We start from the raw sequence: 22,996 nt of genomic DNA on the forward strand, positions 1-22,996 counted from the left end.
GCGCGCGGCGGCCGGCTCGCGCGCGCAGCGGCCGGCGCGCGGCGCGCGGCCGCGCGCCGCGCGTCACGTGAAGGTGGGCACCTCCGCCGGATAGTGCTGCCGGAGGAACGACGCCCACTGCGGGCGCTTCTCGGCGTGGAACACGTCGCCCGCGAGCATGCTGGTGATGAGCTTGCGCATCGTGGGCCGCTGGTTCGGCTCGAACAGCGTCTCCCGGAAGTGGCCCTTGTAGAAGCCCTGCACGACGCCGAGGAACAGATCGACGGCGTAGCGGACCTCCGCCTCGTAGCCCGCGAACGCGGCGCGCGAGGTGTCCCCGACCTCGAGCGCGCGGTGGATCGCCGTGGCCGCCAGCTCGGCGCCCTTGATGGCGAGGTGCGCGCCCGTCGAGAAGAGCGGGTCGAGGAACCCGCCGGCGTCGCCCACGAAGAGCCATCCGTCGCCGGCGAGCTGGTCGATCCGGTACGAGAAGTCGGCGAGCGCCCCGACCGGCCTCACGCGCCGCGCGCCCGCGAGGAACTCCCGCGCCCAGCTGCTCTCGGCGACGGTGCGATCGAAGAGATCGTCGAGGCTCTCCCCTCTCCTCCGGCTCCGGATCCAGCTCGACGACACGACCGCGCCGACGCTCGTCACCTCGCCGCGGAACGGGATGAACCAGAACCACCCGTGGTCGAAGATGACCAGCTGGATGTTGCCCTGGTGGATCCCGTCCTCGCGGACCACGCCCTCGTAGTGGGCGAAGAGCGCGGTCTTGTCGAGCTCCGCCAGCTGCGCCTTGCGCCGCAGCCTCGAGGCGAGCAGCGTGTCACGCCCCGTCGCGTCCACGATGACCGGCGCCCGGAGCTCCACGACGTCGCTCGCGCCGGCGCCCTCGGACCTCGCGCGCGGCCGCGCGCGCACCCCGACCGCGCGCGACCCGTCGAACAGCACCTCGACGGCCTCCCACGACTCGCGCACCTCCGCGCCGAGCTCCGCCGCGTGCCGCAGCAGCAGCTGGTCGAACACGTCGCGCTCCACCTGGTAGGCGAACTCGAACTTCGGATCGAACGCGTCGGCGAAGCTGTACGTCCGCGTCCGCCCCGTCGACGAGCACAGGAAGCGGGCGCCGTATTTGCGGAGGAAGCGCGCGTCGAGCTTCTCGTCCAGCCCGAGCCGCTCGAAGACCTCGCGGGAGCGTGGCAGCAGCGACTCGCCGATGTGAAAGCGAGGGAACGTCTCCCGCTCGAGCACGAGGGAACGGCGGCCGAGCTTGGCCAGCGACGCGGCGAGCGTCGACCCACCCGGCCCGCCGCCGAGGATGATTGCGTCCCAGCGATCGGTCATGCCTCCGTCGTATAATGCGTGGAGACGCCCGCGAAAATGCGGTCGCGGCGCCAGCGCGGAGCCGACGCGCCCGCGCCATCGGAGCGGGGCCCCAGCCAGGGCGCAGGAGGAAGCGGCGATGCCCACGGTCGTGTTCGAGGCCAGCGAGCTCGGCCCTTCCGTCTCCGCCGAGGCCGGGGCCGGCAGGCTCATCGACGTCTGCGACGACGCGCGCGCGCCGGTCGTGTTCTCGTGCCGCGACGCGCGCTGCGCCACCTGCCGCGTCGAGGTCGTCGAGGGGGAGCAACACCTCGAGCCGCCGGCGCGCGACGAGCTCGAGCTGCTCGAGCGCCTCGGCGCTCCGCCGCGCCTCCGCCTCGCCTGCCAGGCGGTGCTCCGCGCCGGCCCTGGGCTGGTCCGGCTCCGCGTCGTGCGCGGCATTGGCGGGACCGGCGAACGGTGTTAAGTCAGCCCCCGTTCTGAGGCCCGGCTCCGAAGGGGGGCGAGACCCGGCGCTCCACGGCGCTGCCCGCGCGCGGCGACGGCGGGGGGCCGCTCGCTCGGGCCGCGCTCCGCTGCGCAGCGGGCGCGGTCGCTCGCCGGGCGGACAGCGACGAGGCCGCGCGGAGGAGAGGAGTGGAGCAGACGTGACCAAAGCCAGGAAGCTGCGCGAGCTCATGGCCCGCCCGGGCCCGATCGTCATCATCGGCGCGCACAACGGGCTCTCCGCGAAGATCGGCGAAGAGGCAGGGTTCGACGGGCTCTGGGCCTCCGGCTTCGAGATCTCTGCGAGCTACGCGGTGCCGGACGCGAACATCCTCACGATGGCGGAGAACCTCCACGCCGCCAAGATGATGAACAACACCTCGCTCCCCGTCATCGCGGACTGCGACAACGGCTACGGCAACGCCGTCAACGTCATCCGCTGCGTCGAGGAGTACGAGGCCGCCGGCGTCGCGGCCATCTGCATGGAAGACAACATCTTCCCGAAGCGCTGCAGCTTCTACGCGGGCGTGAAGCGCGAGCTCGCCGAGGTCGAGGAGCACGCGCTCAAGGTCCGCGCGGCGAAATCGGCGCAGAAGGACCGCGACTTCGTGGTCATCGCGCGGACCGAGGCGCTCATCGCCGGCTGGGGGATGGATGAGGCGCTCCGCCGCGGCCGCGCCTACGCGGACGCGGGCGCGGACATGGTCCTCATCCACTCGAAGAGCAAGGACCCGGACGAGGTGCTCTCCTTCGCCCGCGCGTGGGATCGCCCGGGCACGCCGCTCGTCTGCGTGCCGACGATCTACCGCACGACCACCGTCGACACCCTGCACAAGGCCGGCTTCAAGCTGATCATCTTCGCGAACCACGCGATCCGCTCCTCCATCAAGGCGATGACGGAGACGCTCCAGACGCTGAAGCGCGAGATGTACACCGGCAGCGTCGACGACAGGGTGGTGCCGCTCGAGCGCGTCTATCAGCTCGTGGGCGTCGACAAGATGAAGCAGGAGGAGTCGAGCTTCCTGCCCTCCGGCAGCCCGGGCGTCACCGCGGTCATCCTCGCCGCCGGCCAGAGCCAGGGCCTCCTGCCCCTCACGGAGGAGCTGCCGAAGCCGATGCTCGACCTGAAGGGCAAGAGCATCCTCGAGCGGCAGATCGACGTGCTCAACGCGTGCGGCGTGAAGGACGTCGCCGTCGTGCGCGGGTACAAGAAGGAGGCGATCAAGCTCCCGAACGCCCGCTATTACGACAACGACGAGTACGCGACGACGAACGAGGTCGCCTCGCTCTTCCGCGCCTCCAAGGAGCTGAACGGGCCGTTCGTCTTCCTCTACGGCGACATCGTGTTCGAGCGCGGCCACCTCGAGAAGCTCCTCAAGAGCCCGGCCGACATCTCGATCGTCGTCGACCGCGCCTACGCCGAGGGCCAGCGGCCCAAGGACGCCCGCGGCGTGCCGGATCTCGTGGTCCTGAAGGACGCGCAGGAGGCCGGCTACCGCTTCGTGGGCGCCGACGCGCCGCACCGGGTGGCCCGCGTCGGCCGCGCGATCCCGGCGAGCGAGGCGCACGGCGAGTTCGTCGGCATGGCCATGTTCACCGCGAAGGGCGCGCGCCTGCTCACGGACTGCTACCACCAGCTGCAGGAGACCCGCGCGAAGGGCAGCTTCCACGAGGCCGAGTCGCTCCGCAGCGCGACCTTCACCGACCTGCTCCAGGAGCTCATCGACCGCGGCGCGGACGTGCAGGCGATCGACGTCTATAAGGGGTGGCTCGAGATCGACACGTTCGAGGACTACCGCCGCGCCTGGGCGCTCATCAAGGAGTGAGCCGATGTCCCACGGTTCAGGAAAATCGTACGCGCCCGAGTTCGTCGCCGCGCTCAAGGAGGCGGGGTTCGACTTCTTCGCGGGCGTGCCCTGCTCGCTCTTGAAGGGCCTGGTCTCGCGGCTCGAGGCCGACAGGGACGCCCGCTACATCTCGGCGACCCGCGAGGACAGCGCGATCGGGATGGCGGTCGGCGCCTGGCTCGGCGGCCGGCTGCCGATGGTCCTGATGCAGAACTCCGGGCTCGGCGTCTCCGTCAACGCGCTGGCCTCGCTCAGCACGATGTACGAGGTGCCCACGCTGCTCGTCATCTCCTGGCGCGGCGAGGGCGGCAACGACGCCCCGGAGCACATCATGATGGGCGAGATCATGCTCCCCCTCCTCGATCTGATGAAGATCCAGCACCGCGTCCTCCGCGGCGGCGAGCCGATGGGCCCGCAGGTCGGGTGGGCGAAGGACGTCATGCTCTCCACGAGGCAGCCGGCGGCGCTCATCGTCCCGGCGGGGGTGCTCGAATGAACAAGCTCGAAGCGCTCAAGGTGTTCACGGCGGCGGTCGGCAAGGACGACCTCGTGGTCTGCTGCAACGGCATGATCGGCCGCGAGCTCTACACGACGCAGGACCGGCCCTCGAATTTCTACATGATCGGCTCGATGGGGCTCGGCCTGTCGATCGGCCTCGGCCTCGCGCTCGCGCAGCCGCGCAAGCGGATCTTCGTGCTCGACGGCGACGGCAATGTCCTCATGGGCATGAGCGCCCTCGCCAGCGTCGGGAGCGAGCGGCCCGCGAACCTCGTGCACGTCGTCCTCGACAACCGCTCGCACGCCTCGACGGGCGGGCAGCGGACGATCTCGGGCGACGTGAAGCTCGAGTCGGTCGCCAGCGCCGTCGGCTACCGCGCCACGCACCGCGCCGACTCGGTCGAGTCGTTCGACGCGTCGCTGCGCGCCGCGCTCGTGCAGCCGGGCCCGGTCATGGTCCTCGCCCTCGTCGAGGGCGGCACCGTGAAGGGCATCGGCCGCGTCGCCGAGACCCCGCCGGAGCTCGCCGCCCGCTTCGCGGCCGAGGCGCGCCGATGAGGGCCATCCTGCTCGCCGCGGGGCGCGGCCGGCGCATCGGCCGGGACGCGCCCAAGTGCCTCATCTCGATCGAGGGCAAGACGCTGCTCGAGCGCCACCTCGTGAACCTCGCCGAGAGCGGCGTCACCGAGCTGACGATCGTCGTCGGCTTCCGGCGCGAGATGATCGAGGAGGCCCTCGCGTCGCTCCGCGCCCCGCTGAAGATCGAGCTCGTCGATAACCCGCGGTTCGTCCACGGGAGCATCGTCTCGCTCCACGTCGCGGCCGATCGGCTGTCGGGCGGCGGGCTGTGGATGGACGCGGACGTGCTGTACCCCGCCGCGCTGCTGCGGCGCCTCGTGTCCTCGCCTCACGAGAACTGCCTGCTCGTCGACGCGGGCTCGGAGGAGAGCGGCGAGGAGATGATGGTCGGCGTCCGCGCCGGCCGCGTCCTCAAGATCGCGCGCCGCGTCGGCAAGGGCTGGGACGTGGCGGGCGAGACGGTCGGCTTCGCCAAGGTCGGCCCGCAGGGCGGCCGCGTGATGCAGCGCCTCCTCGAGGAGGAGGTCTCCGCCGGCCGCCTCGATCAGGAGTACGAGGCCGCGATGGACCGCGCCTTCCAGGAGGTGCCGTTCGGCATCGAGCGCGTCGACGACCTGCCCTGGACCGAGATCGACTTCGAGGAGGACGTGGAGAAGGCCCGCCGGCTGGCGAGCGCCCTCTGACGCGCGCCCTCAACGCGCAGAACGCGCGCGGGCCCGAGCTCGGCGGCGCCGCGGCGGCCGAGCTCAGGCCACGGCGAGCTTCCCGCGCCGGGACGCGCCGCGGAGGAACCAGCCGTTCAGCAAGATGACCGCGACGATCCAGACGACCCCGCCTGTCGCGAAGAAGACCTGACCCAGCCAGAGCTGGTCCGCGAGGAGCGTCAGCACCACCAGCGACAGGAACGCGTCCCCGTTCGATATCGCCCAGAGCGCGCCGATGAGGCGCGTGAGCGGCGATGTCTCCTCCCGGATCAGCTGTTTTACCTGATCCGCGCCGGTGGAGGACCGGCTCCGCTCCGGGTCGAACCACTCGTGTTCGAACGCGAGGTGCCCCATCCGCCCGATGAAGACCTCGGCGTGGGCAAAGAACGAGGACGACGGGCCGAGCGCCTGGATCTTGCGGCGCAGCACGTCCACCGTCTCATCGGTGCCCCGCTCGAAGATCGAGCAGTACTTGAGCTTGAAGTAGTCCGAGGAAAAGGAGCGCAGCGCCCCCTGGAGCAGCGCGAGCAGCAGGATGCCGTTCGTGGACAGGACGGCGCTCCACGGGCCCTCCGGCGGCGGGTAAAGGTGGAAGTGCCAGAAGATGCCCGCATAGAGGAAGGTCACACCGAGCCAGTCCGCCAGGGCGTCAATGGCGTGCCCGGCGGGGCTCGCCATCCGCTTGGCCCGCGCCAGCGCGCCGTCCACGCAATCCAGGATGGAGCGGAGCTCGAACACGAGCGCGCCGGCGGCGAGGTGCCGCGGATCATCGAACGTCACCAGGTACCCGGCGAGCGCCGCGAAGAGCGGCTGGACCAGCGTCACCTGGTTCGGGGTGACGGGCGTCCTCATCAGCGCTCGCACGATCCAGCGCGCGATCGGGTACCGGTAGTAGCGATTGAACGGGTCCTCCATGCGCATCTTCCAGCCGCCGGGCACACCGCCGGACGCAGGCGTGGAGCTCTCGGTGGCAGCGCACGGTTCGGGCATCGGCGACTCCGGCCCGGACTCTAGGGCAGCTTCCCCCCGAAGACCAACTGGATTGAGCGCTCCGCGGACGTCGTCCGACGATGAGGAGCACGGGACGCCCGTCGGGCGCTATGGTGTCCCCGTGGCAAGCAGGTCCTTCGGCGCGGCGCTCCTGCTCATGGCGGCCGGCTGCGCGGCGAGCGTGGGGTCCATCGGGGCCGTCCTGGGGAGAGACAACGAGTCGCAGGCGCTCTACGTGCGCGACGTACCGGGCGGGCTCGCCGCCGAGCGGGCCGGGCTGATCCCCGGCGACGAGATCCTCATGATCGATGGCGTCTACGTCCGGGATCTCTCCTCGGCCGAGGTGCGCGAGCGGCTCCGCGGCGCCGTCGGGAGCGCCGTCGAGCTCACGGTCGTCCGCGGGGGCGACGTGCGGCGCGTCCGCGTCGTGCGCAGCGAGCTCAGGGCGCACGAAGGGATCAAGCCGCGAGAGGAGCCGATCGTGCCGTGAGCCGCCGGGGGGCTCCTCACGGCGTGGCGAGCTCCACCAGCTCGGCATAGTGCTTGTTCGCATAGAACGAGAGCACGTCGACGGCGTCGCGCACCTCGCTCGGATCGAGGTCCTGGAGGCGGTACTCGACACTCAGGATCACGTCGCCCTCCTCGTCGGCCGAGAGCTTGGCCATGTTGATCTCGCGGTTCAGCTGGAGGAGGCGCCGCACGATCGCGTCGCCCTCCTCGGGCTCCATCGGGAGCCGCACGAACGGGATCACCGCGAAGACGACGAAGGGGGGCGAGAGCCGCACGAACAGGGGGAAGAGCCGCTCGGCCCCCTGGAAGTCGCTGCGCATCGTGTCGCTGGACACGACCTCCACAGCCCAGCCTTCACGCTCGAGGCAGGCCCTGATCTCGTCGAACGTCATGCGCGGCATCATAGCCGTTCACGGCGCGCCACCGGGAGTGCGCTGGACCCGAGGCGGGCGGCGCGCCGCGATCGCCCGCGCTCGCGGGCCGCCCGGCGCGATCCCGAGCGCGGCGCAGCTCCTTCGCCTGGCGGCGGCGCGCCCGACGCGCGCCCGCCCCGACGCGCGCCCGACGCGCGCCCGACCAATGCGCGCCGGGGAGCGAAGCGAAGTGTTGCCCAGGCAGCAGCGCGCGCCCACCTCGCGCGCGGGCCGCGGGAGCCGGCCCATTCGCGTTCGGGCCGCGCGAGCCGGCCCATCCGGCAGCTCGTCCGGCCGGCGCTTTTGTCGGCGGCCGGCCGCAGCCCGCGTTGACGGTGCCCCGCGCTCGAACTATGCGTAGAGGCCCGTTTTTCGAGCCCGCCGAAGGAGCGATTCATGCGCCGTTACCAGTTCACTTCCGAGTCCGTCACCGAAGGACATCCCGACAAGGTGTGCGACCAGATCTCCGACGCGATTCTCGATGGCATCATCGAGAAGGATCCGACGGCCCGCGTCGCCTGCGAGACCCTGGTGAAGACGGGCATGGCCGTCGTTGCCGGCGAGATCACGACCTCGGCGTGGGTCGACATGCCGGTGGTCGTGCGCAACACGATCAAGGACATCGGCTACACCGACGCCTCGATGGGCTTCGACTACGAGACATGCGCGGTGCTCACGGCCATCGAGAAGCAATCGCCCGACATCTCCCGCGGCGTGACCGAGGGCGAGGGCCTCTTCAAGGAGCAGGGCGCCGGCGATCAGGGGCTCATGTTCGGCTTCGCGACGGACGAGACGTCGGAGCTGATGCCGTCGCCGATCAGCTATGCCCACCGCCTCGCCCGCAAGCTCGCTGATCTCCGCAAGTCGAAGAAGCTCGATTGGCTGCGCCCCGACGGCAAGACCCAGGTCACGATCGAGTACGAGGAGCACACGCCCGTCCGCGTGAGCGCCGTCGTCGTGTCGACGCAGCACAGCCCCGAGGTCAAGCACAAGACGATCGTCGACGCCGTGCGGAGCCTGATCATCGAGAAGAGCATCCCGGCGAAGCTGATGGATCGAAACACGAAGGTGTACGTGAACCCGACCGGCCGCTTCGTGGTCGGCGGCCCCTTCGGCGACGCCGGCCTCACCGGCCGCAAGATCATCGTCGACACCTACGGCGGCATGGGCCGGCACGGCGGCGGCGCCTTCAGCGGCAAGGACCCGACGAAGGTCGATCGCTCCGCCTGCTACTACGCGCGCTACGTCGCGAAGAACGTCGTCGCGTCGAAGCTCGCCGCGCGCTGCGAGGTGCAGATCGCCTACGCCATCGGCGTCGCGCAGCCGGTCGGCGTGCACGTCAACACCTTCGGCACCGGCCGCGTAGGTGACGAGGTGCTCGAGAAGTACATCATGCAGAACTTCGACATGCGGCCGAAGGCGATCATCGAGCAGCTCGACCTGCTGAAGCCCATCTACCGCAAGACGGCGGCGTACGGCCACTTCGGGCGCGACGAGTTCAGCTGGGAGAAGACGAACCGCGCGGCCAAGATGGCCGAGGATCTGCTGCGCCCGACGCTCTCCGCGGTGCCCGCGGCCGTGAACGGCTCCGGCAAGAAGGAGCCGAAGCGCAAAGGCAAGAAGGAAGTGGGCGCCCAGGCCTGAGCGTCCGGAACATCCCGCCCGGCACCGGTCGAGCGGGGCAGATCCGGCGGCCCACGCCCCCTCGAGGGGCCCGAGAGCGCCGGCGCGGTGGAAGCGCCGGCGCTCTCTGCTTTGTCGAGGCTCCGTCGATGCGGTCGCCCCTCTTCGGAAGCGCGCCGGACACCCGCGCCTGGCCCAGAGCCGGTGCCACGATGTGGGCGTCCGACTCACAAAAAAGCACCGCGCTTCGCCGGGATGGGCTGACTGTTGCTGCGGCTTCTGCTGATAAAATCATCGCAGACTCCCGTATCGCCGGATCGACCTGAACCTCCTTGGCTCCATGCGCCCTCGAGGAGCACCGATGACGCGTTGGTTGGATTTCTTGAGCCTCATGACCGCGGCGGGGTGCCTGAGCGCGGCCTGCACCGGGAACATCGGACCGGTGGGCGGCATCGCCGCTGGCGGGGCGGGCGCCGCCGAGAGCGCCGCCGGCCCTGGCGGCAACGCGCCCACAGCGACGACCGACGCGACGACCATCACCACGGCGTCGGGCGGCGGCGGCGGCGCGGGGAGCGTGGGGGGCGCGGGGGGCGCGGACTGCGGCGGCTCGCTGGACGACGACGCGGACGGCGACGGCTACACGGAGCTGCTCGGCGACTGCGACGACTGCAACCCGCTCGTCAACCCGGGAGTGGTGGAGCTCGCGACGGTCGGCGGCGAGGGCGGCGCCGCGCCGGAGGCGGTCGACGACGACTGCGACGAATCCGTCGACAACCTGCCGAAGCCCTGCGACGAAGACATCCCGATCGACGACGCGGATCCGCTCAGCGCCGCGAGGGCGGTCGAGCTGTGCAAGATGTCATCCGGGCCCGGCGACTGGGGGGTGGTCTCCGCGGCCTGGGTCATGGTCGACGGCTCGCCGCCCCCGGCAGGGGCGGAACAGAACGCGAACTTTCACCTCGGGCACGGCATCCTGCCCAAGTTCGGGGCCAACATCCGGCCGAAGGCAGGCTCGCGGCTGCTCGCGCTCTCCAGCGGCACGGCGCGGCAAGCGAGCGACGAGGGGTTCGAGAGCCCGATGGGGTTCAACAAGAAATACGACGGCGAGTTTCCCGAGGGCTTTCCGAAGGACCCGCGCGACTGCGGCGATTTCGTGCCCTTGAAGCCGTCCGACCCGACCGCCGTCGAGATCGCGATCCGGGTCCCGACGAACGTCCGCGGCTTCTCGTTCAACATCAATTACGTCACCTACGATTGGCCGCTCGTCTGCACCGAGTTCAACGATTACTTCGTCGCGCTCCTCTCGCCGCGGCCGGCCAACCTCATCGACGGCCACATCCTCTTCGACAACAAGAGGAACGCGATGAGCATCAACAACGCCTTCATCGACGTCTGCACCTGCGAGGGCGGCCCGCCCTGCAACCTCGACGGCAGGGTGTACGCGTGCGCGAGCGGGACCAGCGAGCTGCTCGGGACGGGGTTCGAGGGCCGCGCGGGGACGGGCTGGCTCGTCACCTCCGCGCCCGTGACGCCGGGCGAGGTGATCAAGATCCGGTGGGGAGCGTACGACGCCGGCGATCACCAGCTCGACTCGACCGGGCTCGTCGACAACTGGGTCTGGCTCGCCGAGAAGGACGAGACCGTGAGCACGGTGCCCCTCGACCGGCCACCGCCGGCCCCCTAGCGACCAGGGCGCCCCGCGCCGGCGGCGGGTGAGCCGGCGGTTCAGGCCGCGATCGGCGCGTCCGAGGTCGCCGCGCCGACGCCGGCGAGCAGCGCCTTGTACCAGGCGGCCGCCTCCGCCGCGCGGCCCGGCAGCGCGCGGCTGCCCCAGAGGACCGAGAGCGTGCGCGTCGTCCCCGCGTGCGTCTTGGTCCGCTGCGAGTCCTTCACGGCGTTCGCGCACGGGCCTTCCGCGTCGAAGACGCAGAGGAGCCCCTCGAGGTCGATCTCCTGCCCCGACGCGTTGAACACGTAGCGGGCGCCGGCGGGCGCGACGTCGATGCGGAGCGGCGGTCTCGCGCGGTCGAGATCGATCACGCTGATGGGCAGCCCGGTGTGCAGCGACACGGCGTTGCACGCGTCCACGGCCGCGTTGATGGTCGCGAGCGAGCCGCCCTCCGCGGCGCGGATGAGGTACTCGGAGGCCGGCTTGCCCCGGCCGGTCGGCTTGTAGCCGCCGTGCCGGAGCAGGTCGCGGACCGCCGACCGCACGGCGTCGTCCGAGCGGAACGGGGCCGAGGCCTTGTCGGACAGGAGGGCGCGGAGCGCGTCGCTCACCGGCAGCTCGCCGAGCGGCGCGGGGAAGGTCGTGACGAAGGCGGCGGCTTCGAGCAGCGGATGTGCCGAGATCGTGAGCACGCGGCGCACTCTACACCAGCCGCGCTCAGTGGACCTCGTAGAACTCGACGCGGCGTAGATCCGCGCATTCCTGGCTGCCGTGCGGGTCTCCCAGGATGTGGATGTGGCCTGACTCGGGGACGGCGATCGCAAAGGCGGCCGCCGGCTCGTCGACCGAGACGTCCTTCCCCCCGTCCCGCTCGTCGAGCGCGACGCGCAGCGACAGCCCGGACGGCGAGCTCGAGACCTCGACCTGGAAGGCCTGCTCGCGCTCCCAGGCGAGGCTCTCCGTCGCCAGGCTCGCGGAGCCGTCGGCGCCCGTCACGGTCATCACGACGGCGCCGTCCGAGGCGCGGAGGAACACCCGGGTTCCGGAGTCGATGTAGAGGAGGTCGTGATCGGCGAGCTGCTCGCCAGAGGCGTAGTTGGGCGCGAACTCGAGAATCGCCTTGAACCACCCCTTCCAGATCAACCATTCGGCGTTGTTGGCATACAGCACGTCGGCCTCGCGCCGCCGCGCGCTGCCCGAGGTGGGGATGGCCGACGAGGGGTATCGGGCCGACTCGAGGCTCAAGAACGCGAAGCTCGCCGCGCTCTGCCGGGCGTCGTCGCCCGCGGCGGGATAGACCCAGATCTGCCCGGCGCGGGCGGTCTCGACGCCGGTGAGGTCGACGCGGCGCCACGCGCGCGCCGGCGCGGGCACCCTCGCGCGCTCATCGTTCTGGGCGGCCTCGTCGAACGCGAAGGCCCGTATCCACGCGAAGTCGCCCTCCTCTCCTTCGACGTCGCCCACCCAGCCCGAGACGGTCGAGGTCGACCCGTCGCTGCGGTCGACCGGCACATAGGCTGCAGCGGCCTGCGCGGTGTCTTCATCGGAGACGCGCCCGGCGGACACCTCGCCGTCCGGCCCGCGCGCCTCCGCGAGGCTGGCCTCGTGGAACGTGCGCCATGGGCGCTGCAACGGAGTCGAGAGCGGAATCCGGTTCTCGCGCGCGCTCTCGAGGCTGAGCCCATAGGGGCCGTCGTCCCGGATCCGGCGGGCGCGGGCCGCGTGCGCGGCGATTCCGCTCACGAGGGCGCCCTCGCCGATCTGCACGGTCTTGTCCGGAGTGGGGCTCTCCAGCGTCAGCCACCCTGGAAGCTCGTAGATCCCCGGCTGCGCCGGGGCGCTCGCGGACCACCCGTAGAGCATCCCGTTCGGCAGGCCGTCCACGCTCCCCTCGCCGCCGCCCCCGTCATCGCCCGGCGAGGCGGGGGCGCCGCCCGCCCCGCTCCCTCCCGTGCCCTGCACGTCGAGCGTGCACGCGGCCCCCGCGCTCGCGACGAGGACCGCGAACGGAAGGACCGTTGATGCGCGGCGGAGCGCGGCGGCTCTCATGGCGTGATGATTGTCCTCCCACTCTCTCGCTGTCAATCCTGGCACCGGGCCCATCGAGCCTGTCATGCCGTGATCGATCTCGTCCCTTCGCGACCGAGATCGACTACCCTGGCGGGCTGTGGATCCGGACTACCCCCGCTCGAAGCCGAGGTCGCCCATGGAACGCCGGCGCTCGATGGGCGCCGCGGCGTGGAGCCGACCAGGAGGCGCCGCGCCGCCGCTCGCCGAGCGGGTGATCCCGTGGCTCCTCGCGGCCGCCATCGCCGGATCCGTGCTCGCCATCGGCGCGGTCCATACGCCCACGCTGGCATTGGTGTCTTCGATCACGACGATCGCCGCCGCGCTCTCGCTCCGCGCCGGCGCGCTCACCGAGGGACGATCGTTGGTGAGGACGCTGCCCGTCCTCACGCTGCTCGGCTTGACCGCTTATACGCTGCTGCAGGCCGTGCCCCTGCCGCTCGCGTGGCTCGAGCGCCTCTCGCCCGCGAGCGCCGACATCTGGTCGCGCGCCCTGATGCCGCTCGGCGAGGCGGCGCCGCGGTACGCCAGCATCTCGCTCGATCCGGGGGCGACGCTGGTCGAGGCCGTGAAATGGCTCACGTATTCCGGCATTTTCATCGCCGCGACGTTCGTCGGCGGGCGGCACGGCGCGAGGCTTGGAATCACCTTCGTCTTCGGCAGCGCGTTCCTCGCCGCGCTCACGACGATCGCCCACGGGCTGCTCGGCGCGACGAAGGTCTTTGGCCTGTATCAACCGCGGTTCTCGGTCGCGGCGTGGCACATCGGTCCGCTGCTCAACCCGAACAACCTCGCCGGGTACCTGAACCTCGGAATCCTCTCCGGGGTCGGGCTGCTGCTCACGAGCCGGCCGCTCCTGCCGGCCTGGGCTGCCGGGGTCGGGATCACCACGATCGTCGGGGTCGGCATCATCGCGTCCTCGCGCGGAGGGCTGCTCGTGCTGCCGCTCGGCCTCGCCCTCTTCGCGCTGCTCTCGCGGCGGCGGCGCGGCAGGCGGCGCTCGGGCGCCCGCATCCAGCGCCCGGCGGCCTGGCTGCTGAGCTTCGCCATCGCCGGCGGCGCGCTCTTGGCCGCGCTCGCCACCACGAACCGCACGTTCTCGGAGATCGCGGACGACAACCTCAACAAGCTGTCGCTGTTCTACGCGACGCTCCCGCTGCTCGCGGACCACTGGCTCTTCGGCATCGGGCGCGGCGCCTTCGAGACGGTGTTCCCCGCTTACCGGCAGGAGCCGGGGAACATCGTGTTCACGCACGCGGAGAACTTCGCGCTCCAGTGGGCGGCCGAGTGGGGCGTCCCGGCGGCGGCCGCCGCGCTCGTCGCGCTCGGCGTCGCGTTTCGCCCGAGCAAGATCGCGCTCCGCGGGAGCACGGCGGCGCTGGGCGCGTGGGTCGGCTGCGTGGTGCTCCTCCTCCAGAACCTGCTGGATCTCGGGCTCGAGGTCCCAGGCGTCACCATCGCGCTGGCGGCGACCCTGGGCTCGCTCTGGGGCGAGGCCCACCGCGAGCGCCCGCGGCGCGGCGCTCCGACGGACGAGGCCGCCCCCGAGGGGTGGCGACCGTGGCAGGAGGCGGCGTGCGCCGCCGCCGCCGGGCTCGCGCTCGTCGCGCTGATGCTGCGCTTCGGCTGGCGCGACGTCGACCACGACCGCCGGGAGCTCCGCGCCGTGAGCGACGCCGGGGCGGCGAGCGGCGCCGGCTGGCCGCGCTTCCGCGAGGGGCTCCGCGCGGCGATGCTCCGCCACCCCGCGGAGCCCTACTTCCCGCTGCTCGGCGCGGTGACCGTGCTGCAGGGCCGGATCGAGAGCCCTATCCCGTGGCTCCAGCGCACGCTCGAGCGCTCGCGCCGCCACGGCCGCGCCCACCTCCTGCTCGCGGAGGTGCTCGCGTCGCGCGGCGCCAAGGAGCAGGCGCTCCTGAGCCTCCGCCTCGCGGTGGAGGACGACGCCAACGTCACCGGCACGGCCGCGGTCCTCGCCCGGCAATGGACCGAGCGCTGGGAGGAGCTGCTGCGGGCGGTGCCGGAGGGCAAGGCCGGGGTCGAGATGCTCGAGCGCATGGCGATCGTGGGGGACCGCCGGGAGGCGCTCGACGTGCGCCTGCGCTGCGCGGAGGAGGCGGTCGCGCGCGACCCGTCGCGCATCGGCGCGCGCTGGGCCGCGGGCACCGCGCTGCTCGCGATGCTCGAGGATCCGACCTCCGCCCGCTGCGGCGGCGACGAGGCGCAGCGGGGCACCTGCGAGCGGCAGGTCGAGGCGCACGCGGCGGCGATCCAGGGGACGAAGAGCGACTCGTACCTCGCGGTCCAGCTGCGGGCGCGGCTCCTCCTCGCGCGCAAGAAGAGCGCGGAGGCGGAGCAGCTGCTCGCGGAGAGCTGCGAGCGGCTCGACAATCGGCTCGGCTGCCTCCGCCTGCGGGTCGTCGCGGCGTCGCAGCTGGGCTCGTCCGAGCGGCTCCTCCCGGCGCTCCGCGACCTGATGCCGGCGGCGTGCAGCTCCCACGCGGAGTGCGCGTCGGCGGCGACCTGGGTCGGCGACCTGCTCGCCGCGCGCAAGGACTACTCGTCCGCCGTGACCTACTACGCGCGGGCGGCGCAGGACGAGCCGACGGAGGAGCGCCTCCGCAAGCTCGCCGACGCCGCGAGCGCGGCCGGCGCGCACGTGGAGGCCGCGAGCGCGCTGGAGCGCCTGCTGCAGCGCCGCGGCGGCAACGACGCCGAGCTGCGCCGGAGGATCCTCGACGAGCGGGGTAAGGCCCTGGCGCCTACGCTCGCGCCGTAGGTAGACTGCGCGCCCCCTGTGGTCATGCGCGACTCTGTCCGCCTCCAGCGAAGCGCCTCGTGAAGCTGTCGTCATTGCTGCGCGCCCTGATGCACGGGGGCACGGGGGTCGCGTTCGCCGTCCTCCTGCCGCGGGCCCTCTCGCTCGCTGCGCAATGGGTGCTCGCGCTCTCGAGCCAGCCTGCGGCCCTCGCCGCGCTCGCCAACTACATGTCGCGCGGGATGGTCGTCGTCTCGCTGGTCCACGCCGGCCTCTCCCCCATCCTGGCGCGCCGGACGCGCGCGCTCGCGACGAGGGCGGGCCGCGCGCTCGCCGGCGGCGCGCTCGCGATGATCGCCGCGCTCGCCTTCAGCATCACGCTCGCCCACGAGCTCGCCCTCGGGCTGGGCGGCACGGCGGGGCTCGTCACCGCCTTCTTCAGCGCGTGCTCGCTGCTCGCCGCGGCCTCGCCCAGCCTCTGGCCGCTCTTCCAGCGCGAGGGCCGGTACCTTCGGTCGCTCGCGGTGCTCCTCGTCTTCTCGCCTGGCGCGTCGATGCTGGGCGCGCTGGCCGGCCTCCCTGGCGCCGTCGCCACGGCCATCGGGCTCGCCGGCGCCTCGCCCGCGCTGCTCCTGCTGCGCCCGACCCGGCTCCGGCGCGCGGCCCGTTACGCGATGAGCATCATCCGGCGGTCGATCCCGTACTCGATCGCGACCTTCGCGACGGTGGTCGTCTATCCCATCTCGCTCAGCGTGAACCAGGAGCACATCGGCGAGCATCGCGTCGGGCAGCAGGTGCTCTACTGGTCGTTCGCCCTGGCCCTCTCGAACGCCTCCCAGGCGTTCGCCGCGCGTGCCGTCTCGGGCGCGAGCAGCTCGGGAGACGAGGCGACCTGGCAAGCGCGCGCCCTGCGCGCCTGGCTGCCGTCAGGGGTCGCGCTCTGGGCCGCCGGCGCGCTCATCTACGCGCTCTTTGCGATCCCGATTCCCGGGATCCCCCATACGGGGGCTGCGCGAGACGCCATGACGGCGACGATGCTGGTCTCCGTGGCGGGCCCGCTCGTCACCGACACCTTGTGCGTCTACTTCTCCGGCCCGCGCTCGCGCCGCGCGCTCCCCATCGGCAGCGTGCTGAGCAGCGCCTGTATGGCCGGATGCCTTCTTCTGGCGCCGGCGCCCCTGGTCCGCCATTTCGGCGTGTTCGGCCCGTCGGTGCTGGTCGGCGTGGCGCGCCTCGCCTTCGTGCTCGACGCGCCGGTGCGACGCTACACGCTCGGAGCGATGTTCCTGCTCATCGCCGCGTTCGCCGCCGCGCTGGCGCTCGGGCAGGGCGTGAGCTTCTAGAGCGGCGGTCACCCGCTTCGGATACGGGCCCATCTCGACGTTTTCGGTGCTCAGCGCACTGGAGTGCGCTTCCGCGCCGAAAACGCCGAGCTGGACCCGTCTCCTGTGCGTGTGACCGACGCTCTGTAACGCATGTACCAGAGACGGGCGAAAACCGCTCAGGATCGCGCGGCGCTTCCGCGGCGCGCAGCGCAGCGGCGCGCCGGAACGGCCGCCGTGGCGCGGGCCCTGGCGAGGGCGATGAGCGCGAGCGCGACGCCGCCGAGGCCGGCCGTCCACGAGGCGCCGGGCTGCCCGGGCGCATCGGAGCAGGCGCAGCCCCGGCCATAGAGGAGCGTGTCCACCGGCAGCGCGCCGTCGGCGCCGCCCGCGCTGGCCCCGGACCCTCCAGCGCCGCCGGCCCCCGCGCCGCCTGCGCCGGCCCCACCGGCACCCGCGCCGCCCGCGCCGGCCCCGCCGGCCCCGCCGGCCCCAGACCCGCCGGCGCCGCCTCCACCACCGGCGCCCCCTTCGCCCTGCGGCATGCGCACGATCACCCCGTCCGAGCCGCGGTCCGGGGAGAGCCCGGCGGCGGAGACCGCGCGGACGCCGACGTAGTACTTCGCCCCGTCGAGGAGCGGCAATCCGTCGATGGACGCCTCGGAGACGTCACCGACGTCCCGCCATGGCGGCGAGCTCACGTAGTTCCCCTGGCCGCCCACAATCGCCACCTGGTAGGACGTGGCCGTCGGGACCTTCGACCACTTCACGTGGAGGGTGTCTCGGGTCTCGATCTCGTCGACGTCCTCGCTAGAGCCGCTCACGCTCGGGTCGATCTCCCAAACGAACTCGGGCGCGGGCAGGATCTCGTGCCGCAGGTTGTAGAGGTAGCCGTCCGCGACGCTCACGACGATGTCGTCGTGGCCGTCACCGTCGGTGTCCGCGAGGATCGGCGAGCCGACCGGCTCGCCGAAGGCGTACGACCACAGGAGGCGCTCCGAGCACGCGTCGACCGCGTAGAGGAAGCCGTTCGTGGAGCCGATCACGACGGCGGGACCTGCGGACGGGAGCCCGGTGAGGTTCTGCGAGATCGCGGCGTCGCTGAGCTGGCCCATGACCGCGCCCGCCTGCTCCGCGGCCTGCTCGTCGGGGAACAGGGTATCGCCGGCGAGCACGACGGAGCTCGACTGGCCAGCGCCGGGGCCGTCGAGCTTGGTGAACGTGAGGCGCGCCGGGTGCAAGTACGACCCCTCGACGAGGAGCGACCTCCCCCCGCACCTCGCGATCGCGCCGTGCGGGTACGGCCGGCTGTTCGCGGGGCCCTTCCAGAGCGCGGAGCTCAGATCGTGCGGCAGCGTTCGCTCGGGGTTATATCCTCCTTGCAGCGTCATCTCGAGCTGCTCGTCTCCCGACACGTCGGCGAGGATCGGCATGAAGTAGGGAAACCGCTCCGTGCTCTCGCGGAGGGCGCGGCCGTCCCGGCCCGACAGCACCCGGGCGGAGTTGATCGCCACGACCACGTCCTCCCCCCCGTCTCCGTTCCAGTCGGCGATCGCGACGGCCTGCGTCCCGGCCGAGGCGCTGAAGTCATCCTTCCAACGCACCCCGCCGCTCCGATCGAGCGCGAGGATCTCGGTGCGGTAGGCGGCGTCGACCGTGAGCGCCACGAGCTCGGGCGCCCCGTCGCCGTCGAGGTCTCCGTGCAGCACGTCCCACGCGGGCGGCTTCTGCACCGCGGTCTCGCTCGTCTGCCTGCCGTTCGCGTCGAGCGCCACGACGGCGTACCTCGGCGGATCGACGAGCGGGTGGCGCCGCCGGAAGCACGCGAGGGTGGCTGGCGAGCTGTCATCGGCGGGCCAGATCGAGGCGCCGAACGCGTCGACGACGCGCCAGGCCGGCTTGGCCGGCGCGACGTTGCTCGCGTCCTCGGACGCGATCCGGAGGAGATCGCCCCGGCTGTCGACGACGACCACGCTGTCGGCCGTGTCCCCCGGCGACAGCTTCGCCGCGATCGGAGCGCGGCCGAAGTTCACGTACGCGCCGGGGCCGGCGAGGTAGCCGCCGACGCGCAGCCCCGGCACGACCTCGCGCCCCTCGTGAAGGAGGTTCGTCGGCGCGAGCGAGGCGTCGAGCAGCGTGAGGAAGCCGTCCTCGCGGGAGACCATGAGCCGCGGCGACGCCGGAGACGTCGCCGCCGGCGCGTCGAGCGCCGCGACGCCGACGCCGAGGTCGACCCGGTAGGCCGCGGCCGGCGAGGCCCCGCCTGCGCGCGTCGCGTACGCGGTGACCGCCACCGGCGCCGAGGTCGACTCGAGCACGAGCTCGCCGCGCCCGTCGCCGTCGAGATCCGGCATGATCAGCGACTGGCTGAGCCCTGTGTGCTGCGCTCGCTCCCAGTCGTACCGCGTGCGGACCAGCTCCCCGTCGAGCGACCAGAGCCGCTCGACCCGCTGCCCTGCCGCGCGGCTGAACCGGAACGCCGACACGCGCTCGTCGCGCGAGGTGAGGATCCACTGCTCGGCGCCGGCCTCTCCCGGGACCGCTCCCTGCACGATCTCGTCGGGGATGACGGCGAGCTCGGCGCCGGTGGCCGCGTCGAGCACGAAGGACGTCCACGTCTCGCCCATCTTGCCGCTCGCCAGCACCTCGAGCGCGCCGTCGCCGTCGAGATCCCAGGCGAGGCGCGTCGGCGCCCGGGCGTCGCCGCCGTCGTTGGGGCTGAGCGTCTTTCGCCACGCGACGGCCAGCGACGGGCTCTCGCCCGGTCTGTACGCGAGCAGGGAGACCTCGCGCGCCCCCTGCGCGCCGAACACCCGATTCTGAAAGCAGAGCGCTTGCTGGCGGCCCGGGGGGTCGCCCAGCGTCACGGCCTCGCACATCGCGCCCCCGAGGTGCATTCCGACGAGCCCGGACTCCGCGAAGACGTCCCCAGACCCGGAGACGAAGAACAGCCGGTCGTGAGAGGACACGAGGAGATCGGCTGTTCCGTTCCCGTCCCAGTCGCCGACCGTATCGATGGCGGCGTTGCAGTGCACGCGTCGCGGCGGCGGGGGCAGCGTCTCCACGGCGCTGAACCCACGCGCGAAGCTGTAGATGACGCCCGGGCTGTCGGTCTTCACCGCGCAGCAGCCGCACTCGTCGAGGAACAGATCGAGGTGGCCGTCATCGTTGAAGTCCGCGAGGCGCGCTGCGCCGAGCACGCCGAGCTCCGTGGCGTGCTCCATCCAGAGGATGACCCCGCTCGCTCCGTCGAGCACGGCCGCCCCGGCGCCGGTCACGGCGACCACCTCGAGCAGCCCGTCCCCGTCGAGATCCTCGACGGCCTGCAGCCCCCGGAAGTCCATCGAAGGGGTCCTCCAGCGGGTGAAGCCCTGCGGATCGGAGAGCGTCACGCGCCCTCCGGAAGCGAAGAGCAGGTCGATCTCGCCATCCTGGTTCACGTCGCCCGCGAACATGCTCCTCGACGTGAGCGTACCGCCCAGGTACGATCGCCAGTAGGGAGCCGGCTTGGCGATATTGCTCGTGGACGACGTGGCGCCCGTGCGCTGCGGGTCGTGACGGGCAGAAGGCCAGTCTGCAAACGCGTCGCTGCCGGCGAAGAGGAGCGCGGAGCACGCCGCCATCGCGCCTGCACGCGTGACCATCGATGACCGTGTCATTCTGCTTGTCCTCAGCGAGCGAGCGTAGCGCTGCGCACGCGGCCGAAGTGTAATCCATCCCGGAGGAGCGGCAGCAGCGAGCAAAAGTCCTCCCAGCGCGCACTTCTCCGCGCCGCCGCCCGGGCGCTCGGGCCGTGGACAGCCCGAGGTGCGCATGTTATACTACATTCCCGCCCAATTCGGAACGCCGGCTTGAATTTTGGGGACTTGGGGAGCACCTTAGCCCTCCGCGCGGCCCCCTACCCTGGGAAACGCGCCTAGAGCGTACGACTTATGGCTGACGAATTCAGAGCCCCCTCGCCTTCCCTGTCCCCGAACGACGCTTCGGCCGAGCGCTCGTTCGATCTCGTCGCCGCCTGGCGCATCGTCAGCAAGCACTGGGCCACCGCGCTCGCGACGATGATTTTCGTCGCCCTCAGCGTCACCTTCTACACGCTCGGACAGAAGAAAATTTATCAGTCGACGGCGACAGTGCTGTTCGATCCGAATCCTCCGCGGCCGCTCGGCCGCGGGGTCGACGCGGTGGTCGACATGGGCGCTGGGTCGTACTGGAACAACCGCGACTATTACGAGACCCAGTACAAGATCATCCGTTCGACGCGGGTGGCGCTCGCGGTCGTCGCCCAGCTAAGCCTGCAGAACGACACTTACTTCCTGGAGAACCTCCCGAAGGAGGCGGCGGCCCCCGCGCCCAAGTCCGTGACCCCGGAGGAGGCCGCGGACCTGCTGCTCGAGCGGCTCTTGGTCGAGCCGGTGAAGGACAGCCGCCTCGCGATCGTGCGTTACAACGATGCGGATCGCGAGCGCGCGCAGCGCGTGCTCGCCACCCTGATGGATGTGTACATCGAGCAGAACCTCGATGAAGCGGTCGCCTCGACGAACTCGGCCGTCGACTGGCTGAGGACGCAGCTCGACAAGCTGAAGAACGACCTGGAGGCGAGCGAGACCTCGCTCCACGAGTACAAGCTCAGCAACAACATCCTCGACGTGGACTTCGAGGATCAGACCAACCTGCTTCGCGAGGAGATGAAGCAGATCAACGACGCCCTCACGTCCGTGCGCACGCGACGGGAGGAGTTCTCCGCGCGGAGCCTCGAGCTGTCGAAGGTCGACCCGAACAGCCCGACCGACCTCCCCGCCTCCGAGCTCATCCAGAGCCCGGTCCTCCAGATGCTGCGGGCGCGGCAAGAGGAGTGCGTCCGCGAGCGCGACGCGCTCATCGGCTCCGGCAAGGGCGAGAATCACCCGGACGTCCGCGCGGCCAACGAGCGGATCGCCGCCAACAGGAGCGCGCTCATCGCCGAGGTCAAGAACGTTCAGGGAGCGGTGAGCCGCGATCTCGCCATCGTGAAGCGCCAGGAGGGGGGCCTCGCGGCGCTGCTCGAGAACGCGAGGAAGCAGGCCTTCGAGCTGAACTCGCTGAAGATCGAGTACGACCGCCTCCGCAGGACGAAGGACAACACCGAGAAGCTCTATCAGCTCGTGCTCGAGCGCACGAAGGAGAGCGACCTGCAGCGGATGATGCGGGTGAACAACATCCGCGTCCTCGACCGGCCGAGCCGCCCGATCGACCCGCTGCGCCCCCGCGTCGCGACCAACATCGCGGTCGGCATCTTCGCCGGGCTGCTCCTCGGGATCGGGGCGGCGCTCGGGCGGGCGTTGCTCGATCGCACCCTGAAGACGCCGGATGAGGTGGAGCGGGAGCTCGGGCTGCCCCTCCTGGGCCTTTTGCCGGCGTTCGACAGAGGGAACAAGCGGGAGGCCGAGCTCCGCAGGGCGAACCGCCGCGGCAGGCGCGCTGGCCAGCCGGGCCGTCGCGAGCTCGTCGTCCACGATCAACCGAAGAGCGGGATCGCCGAGGCGGCCCGCGCGATCCGGACCAACCTGCTCTTCATGGCGCCCGACCGCCCCTACAAGACGCTGCTCGTCGCGAGCGCCGGGCCCGCGGAGGGCAAGACGACGGCGTGCTGCTGCATCGCCGTCGCCATGGCGCAGGCGGGGCAGAAGGTCGTCCTCATCGATTGCGACCTCCGCAAACCGCGCCTCCACCAGATCTTCGGGAAAGGCATGGAGATCGGCGTCACGAGCGCGTTGCTCGACGACTCGGTCATCGACGACGAGAGCGCGCTCAGGACGGAGGTGGAGAACCTCTATGTCATCCCCGCGGGCCCCATCCCGCCGAACCCCGCGGAGCTCCTGCACAGCGATCGCTTCAAGGCGCTGCTCCGCAAGCTCCAAGGCCGCTTCGACCGCGTGCTCATCGACAGCCCTCCCCTGGTCGCGGTGACCGACGGCACCGTGCTGTCCACGCTTGTCGACGGCACCGTGCTCGTCGTGCGAGCGGCCATCACGACGCGCGACTTCGCGCGCCACGGCATCCGGGCGCTCTACGACGTCGGGGGCAAGACCGTGGGGGTCGTGCTGAACGCCGTCGACCTGAACCGGAAAGAGTACGGCGTCTATCACTACTACGGCTACAAGAGCGACGGTTACTACCAGACGCCTGCCGAACCGGCGCCCGGAGGCCCCGCGGAGCCGCCTCCGCCGCCCCTGCCGAATTGAGGAGCGC

17 protein-coding genes are annotated in these 22,996 nt (G+C 71.6%); 11 read left to right on the forward strand and 6 right to left on the reverse strand.

Annotated features, from left to right (window positions below):
• Positions 1 to 63: 63 nt before the first annotated feature.
• On the reverse strand, positions 64 to 1,323 hold the full coding sequence (locus WMF20_RS41090) for an NAD(P)/FAD-dependent oxidoreductase (RefSeq protein WP_437607152.1): 1,260 nt from the start codon (positions 1,321 to 1,323) through the stop codon (positions 64 to 66).
• A gap of 118 nt (positions 1,324 to 1,441) precedes the next feature.
• Here WMF20_RS41090 and WMF20_RS41095 point away from each other — a divergent pair, with 118 nt between their 5' ends.
• The 5 genes from WMF20_RS41095 (at position 1,442) to WMF20_RS41115 (ending at position 5,395) form a co-directional block, all read left to right on the forward strand.
• Positions 1,442 to 1,768: a 2Fe-2S iron-sulfur cluster-binding protein gene (locus tag WMF20_RS41095; RefSeq protein WP_437607153.1), complete on the forward strand. Its 327-nt coding sequence runs from the start codon at positions 1,442 to 1,444 to the stop codon at positions 1,766 to 1,768.
• A gap of 181 nt (positions 1,769 to 1,949) precedes the next feature.
• The gene (locus WMF20_RS41100) at positions 1,950 to 3,614 is read left to right on the forward strand and encodes an isocitrate lyase/phosphoenolpyruvate mutase family protein (RefSeq protein WP_129579366.1); all 1,665 of its coding nucleotides are present in this window, start codon (positions 1,950 to 1,952) and stop codon (positions 3,612 to 3,614) included.
• Positions 3,615 to 3,618: 4 nt separating this feature from the next.
• Positions 3,619 to 4,131 carry a thiamine pyrophosphate-binding protein gene (locus WMF20_RS41105; protein WP_437607154.1) on the forward strand — a complete coding sequence of 171 codons (513 nt, stop codon included), beginning with the start codon at positions 3,619 to 3,621 and terminating at the stop codon, positions 4,129 to 4,131.
• A complete protein-coding gene (locus WMF20_RS41110; protein ID WP_129579368.1) occupies positions 4,128 to 4,691 on the forward strand; it encodes a thiamine pyrophosphate-dependent enzyme in 564 nt (187 codons plus the stop codon). Before WMF20_RS41105 ends, WMF20_RS41110 begins: the two co-directional genes overlap by 4 nt.
• Positions 4,688 to 5,395 carry an NTP transferase domain-containing protein gene (locus WMF20_RS41115; RefSeq protein WP_437607155.1) on the forward strand — a complete coding sequence of 236 codons (708 nt, stop codon included), beginning with the start codon at positions 4,688 to 4,690 and terminating at the stop codon, positions 5,393 to 5,395. The genes WMF20_RS41110 and WMF20_RS41115 overlap by 4 nt, the downstream gene beginning before the upstream one ends.
• 63 nt (positions 5,396 to 5,458) lie before the next feature.
• Here WMF20_RS41115 and WMF20_RS41120 read toward each other — a convergent pair whose 3' ends face one another.
• Positions 5,459 to 6,406, reverse strand: coding sequence for a CDP-alcohol phosphatidyltransferase family protein (locus tag WMF20_RS41120; RefSeq protein WP_437607156.1), 948 nt, complete (start codon positions 6,404 to 6,406; stop codon positions 5,459 to 5,461).
• 121 nt (positions 6,407 to 6,527) lie between these two features.
• Between WMF20_RS41120 and WMF20_RS41125 the strand changes: the two genes are divergently transcribed.
• On the forward strand, positions 6,528 to 6,896 hold the full coding sequence (locus WMF20_RS41125) for a PDZ domain-containing protein (RefSeq protein ID WP_437607157.1): 369 nt from the start codon (positions 6,528 to 6,530) through the stop codon (positions 6,894 to 6,896).
• Between the two features lie 16 nt (positions 6,897 to 6,912).
• Here the strand turns inward: WMF20_RS41125 and WMF20_RS41130 are convergent, their stop codons facing one another.
• Complete coding sequence (locus WMF20_RS41130; RefSeq protein ID WP_237244578.1) at positions 6,913 to 7,308, reverse strand: YbjN domain-containing protein; 396 nt, start codon at positions 7,306 to 7,308, stop codon at positions 6,913 to 6,915.
• Between the two features lie 417 nt (positions 7,309 to 7,725).
• Here WMF20_RS41130 and metK point away from each other — a divergent pair, with 417 nt between their 5' ends.
• Positions 7,726 to 8,973 carry a methionine adenosyltransferase gene (metK, locus tag WMF20_RS41135; RefSeq protein ID WP_437607158.1) on the forward strand — a complete coding sequence of 416 codons (1,248 nt, stop codon included), beginning with the start codon at positions 7,726 to 7,728 and terminating at the stop codon, positions 8,971 to 8,973.
• 340 nt (positions 8,974 to 9,313) lie between these two features.
• Positions 9,314 to 10,636: a hypothetical protein gene (locus WMF20_RS41140; protein ID WP_437607159.1), complete on the forward strand. Its 1,323-nt coding sequence runs from the start codon at positions 9,314 to 9,316 to the stop codon at positions 10,634 to 10,636.
• Between the two features lie 41 nt (positions 10,637 to 10,677).
• Here WMF20_RS41140 and WMF20_RS41145 read toward each other — a convergent pair whose 3' ends face one another.
• Complete coding sequence (locus WMF20_RS41145; RefSeq protein ID WP_437607160.1) at positions 10,678 to 11,313, reverse strand: phenylalanine--tRNA ligase beta subunit-related protein; 636 nt, start codon at positions 11,311 to 11,313, stop codon at positions 10,678 to 10,680.
• Positions 11,314 to 11,338: 25 nt separating this feature from the next.
• Positions 11,339 to 12,670: a phage head spike fiber domain-containing protein gene (locus tag WMF20_RS41150; RefSeq protein ID WP_437607161.1), complete on the reverse strand. Its 1,332-nt coding sequence runs from the start codon at positions 12,668 to 12,670 to the stop codon at positions 11,339 to 11,341.
• Positions 12,671 to 12,827: 157 nt separating this feature from the next.
• Here WMF20_RS41150 and WMF20_RS41155 point away from each other — a divergent pair, with 157 nt between their 5' ends.
• The gene (locus WMF20_RS41155) at positions 12,828 to 15,467 is read left to right on the forward strand and encodes an O-antigen ligase family protein (RefSeq protein WP_437607162.1); all 2,640 of its coding nucleotides are present in this window, start codon (positions 12,828 to 12,830) and stop codon (positions 15,465 to 15,467) included.
• A gap of 59 nt (positions 15,468 to 15,526) precedes the next feature.
• A complete protein-coding gene (locus WMF20_RS41160; RefSeq protein WP_129579376.1) occupies positions 15,527 to 16,789 on the forward strand; it encodes a hypothetical protein in 1,263 nt (420 codons plus the stop codon).
• A gap of 158 nt (positions 16,790 to 16,947) precedes the next feature.
• Here the strand turns inward: WMF20_RS41160 and WMF20_RS41165 are convergent, their stop codons facing one another.
• Positions 16,948 to 20,412, reverse strand: a complete 3,465-nt coding sequence (locus WMF20_RS41165) for an FG-GAP-like repeat-containing protein (RefSeq protein ID WP_437607163.1) — start codon at positions 20,410 to 20,412, stop codon at positions 16,948 to 16,950.
• A gap of 288 nt (positions 20,413 to 20,700) precedes the next feature.
• On the opposite strand from WMF20_RS41165, the gene WMF20_RS41170 reads away from it, so the two are divergent.
• The gene (locus WMF20_RS41170) at positions 20,701 to 22,989 is read left to right on the forward strand and encodes a GumC family protein (protein ID WP_437607164.1); all 2,289 of its coding nucleotides are present in this window, start codon (positions 20,701 to 20,703) and stop codon (positions 22,987 to 22,989) included.
• The last annotated feature ends 7 nt before the right edge of the window (positions 22,990 to 22,996 follow it).

This window comes from Sorangium sp. So ce834 (assembly GCF_051521425.1).
GTDB lineage: Bacteria > Myxococcota_A > Polyangia > Polyangiales > Polyangiaceae > Sorangium > Sorangium cellulosum_D.